This is a genomic window from Halobacillus sp. BBL2006 (genome assembly GCF_000786645.1).
Lineage (GTDB): Bacteria > Bacillota > Bacilli > Bacillales > Halobacillaceae > Halobacillus.
This window is the reverse complement of the sequence record NZ_JRNX01000324.1, coordinates 1-3,211: the sequence shown is the minus strand read 5'-3', so window position 1 is coordinate 3,211 and position 3,211 is coordinate 1. Positions and strand designations below refer to the sequence as shown.

Below are 3,211 nucleotides of genomic sequence, written 5' to 3'. Positions count from 1 at the left end.
TTGTTTCTTTTTTTATGGGATAATATTAGAGTGGTGAAAATATCTAGTTACCTCTATCTTTGAATGTCTAGCTAGCAATCGTACTCTCTAATGCTCGCTTTATTCAGTAAAAGAAGTATACTTACTACTATTACATCCCTTTACCTCTCTTGAATCTCTCACTTTTTCTAAAGTTATTTAATACACTATGGTTGTTGAACCCTTTTTTTAAATCACTCGCATATAAATTCACATAATTCATTGTTACATCTAAGGTAGAATGCCCCAATAAACGTTGAAGTTTAAACGCATCTCCACCACTTGTAATATAATGTTTAGCAAAAGTGTGCCTAAATGCGTGAATAGATGTCTTCTTAACACCTCTCTTCTTATTATACCGTGCTATCGCATGCTGAGCAGAATTTCTAGTCATCTGCTCTTTTAACTCATTCACAAACAAGTAATCATCTACTTCAAGCTCATAACTGCGTACATATGTGTTAATTATCATTACTAGGTACTCACTTATAGGATTGTACTGAGCTTTTCTATTCTTGGTTGTTGTTAAAACAACCATCCCATTCTCCAAGTCAATGTCTTCTACTTTTAAGTTAAGCAAAGTATTTAACCTATTACCCGTTTCTAATAAGTAGTTAACCATCACCCAATTACGATGTTCTACAAAGCCAATAGACTTCATGTCGGGTTTCTTAATTAGTCTCTTAATGTCATCATCACTATATGGTTCTTTTTGCTCTGTATTAGCTTTTATAAGGCTTATACTGAAGCCCTTTAAGTGGTCTTCTCTCATTGCATAATAAAGAAGCGCCCTAGCAGCCCTCAAATAAGTATTAATAGTTGTATCCTTCAAACCTTTATCTCTCAACCACATAATATAACGGTCAATTTGAGACCTTCTAATATTTTCAACTAAATCAATACTCACTTCCCTTAAGTAATCAAAGAAATAAGTTAAATTTTGCTCATAATAGATAATCGTCATTTCAGAAAGGTTTTTAACCCTATTCCCTAACTGAAAATCCTCATAAAGCTCTTTAACAGTCTTTACCCGCTTCTCTAAGTTTCGCTTATTCAACTTTGACATTGTAACAACTCCTTCTAAGATAATTAGTCTTAAAAGGCATCCAACAACCGTATTTGTTGTCCACACGATTAGCCATTGATTTCATTAAATTTGAACACAAAAAAATCAGTGCTCTGAATTACTCAAAGCACTGATTTCATGGGCTTTAACCCTCTTTTTTAGTACCGGTGGCCGGGGTCGAACCGGCACTCCGTGAGGAACACGATTTTGAGTCGTGCTTAACCCAATAAACGAATAAAACGGCTGTATATCAGTGTTTTCAGTAATATTATTTAACCTTAATTGTGTGGTTGTCCATACGATTATTGAATACCTACAACTAAAGTACTTGTATGTTACCAAAATGTCAAGTTTTACTTCAGCTGTCCTTTTTAACGGAAAAAACAATTCAATAAATTATCTTGGTATTGAATCATACTTCAAGAACCCATTTCACCTATTCTCATCCATACTATTTATACACAAGTCATCATTTATTTTAATGACTATTACAACGAACAGCTTAAGAATTGAGTAGTAATCTCTTATATGCTGTTCTTCATCATTAGTGTTTGTCCCATGTAAGTATTTATTACGAATATCATGACCATTGGTGAATTTTGATTTATTAAGGTAATAATCAAGATAGTCTTGTTCATTTCGTGAAAATAAGCTTCTATCAAAGCTAACAAGGTTTTGTACGCTTAATCTTTCAATTAATCCTTTTATTTCATCAGAATAATGCCAAAAACTCATTACTTCATTAAAATATAATTCTTTAAGAACGTATATAACTCTAGGGTCTACAAACTCAAAGTAACCTCTATGGTTTTCCCGTATTAAGTTATTTTCAAACAACCATTGCATTCTTCTCAACTGATGTTCTAGAAAATCACTGGTGGTTAATTTATCTGAAATCATTAGGTTAAAGAAATTCTTATATTTCACTTCTTTCTTGGGTAAGTAAAATATACCACTCTGGTCAGAGAACAATAGATATGAAGCGGTCTCATACCAATCACTTGAGGAATAAACATACTTCTTGTTATTAAAAGACTTAACATCTTTTACTCTCAAGCTAGAAGATGACATTTGAATTAATTCTTGGTCTATTAACCCGTCCTCAATTAGAGAATTATATTGTTTAAGAATTCTATCTATTTCAGGGAGAATAGTTCTACATTTTTCAAAAAATGAAGCTTCGCTAGAAGGCATTTTAACGATAAAATCAGAAATTTGAAATTCGTCAACAAGATACACACCAAAAAACCACTCAATCATATCTTCCAATCTTATATCGAGAACATTTAGCACATTAACATAACTATATATTTCAGCATCAGACAACATTTCTTTGTGATTAAATGCGCTGGATTGGTAGTACAAGTGTTCTGCCTGTGGTCTAAATACTGACTCCAACGTACTACCCTCATTCTTTTTTGAGTCAAATGCTAATCTCATAGTTCCATCAACAAATCCAAATAGATAAATAAAATTGTTCCAAAGTGTAGGAAAGTCCAGGTTTTCTTCAATCCAATTTCTGCTTATCTTAATGTCTGCTGTTCCATCTTCCATAGAGAATAATATTGCATCGTCTTGTTCATCGGGATAAGAAATCATAACTCCTGATTGAATACCTACTCCATCATTGAAGATTTTTTCTACCTCTTCTTTAGCTTTTCTCTGAGCATGCAATTTGATTTTATCAGGTATCTTTAACTCTTTATTCGGTGGCAAATGAATAATTCTTCTCAATACATTGATATTAACTAATGGCGAATCAATATACCTATCAATTAAACTTAATTCATCAGCTGTTGTAAAGGAAGGTGGCAAATATAAATTATCTTGGTTTAGATACTTTGAAATAATAGTCTCCGCATTCGTAGAATCAGAAAATAATAATTCCTTAACTGTTTCATCAAAGTACTCAGTCATTCTCCTAAACTTTAGTATCTCTGAAAGGGGCAAATTTTTCTTTTCAAGAAATTGCTTGAAATCATTCGCTTCTATTCCTTGATATAATTTATAAATTTCAAGAACCTCTAAGTAGTCGTCTGCATATTCAATTTCAATTTCATCATATAAATTAATGAAGTCATCCTTATGACTCCCTATGAATTTACCAATTTTCTGTTTAATTTTTTT

General features: G+C 32.0%; 2 protein-coding genes. Both read right to left on the bottom strand.

Annotation, left to right across the window (positions count from 1 at the left end):
* Nucleotides 1-130: 130 nt before the first annotated feature.
* The gene (locus LD39_RS10305) at nucleotides 131-1,084 is read right to left on the bottom strand and encodes a tyrosine-type recombinase/integrase (RefSeq protein ID WP_052158810.1); all 954 of its coding nucleotides are present in this window, start codon (nucleotides 1,082-1,084) and stop codon (nucleotides 131-133) included.
* A gap of 432 nt (nucleotides 1,085-1,516) precedes the next feature.
* Nucleotides 1,517-3,211: hypothetical protein (locus LD39_RS23085; RefSeq protein ID WP_035545946.1), on the bottom strand; the 1,695-nt coding region annotated here is incomplete at its 5' end.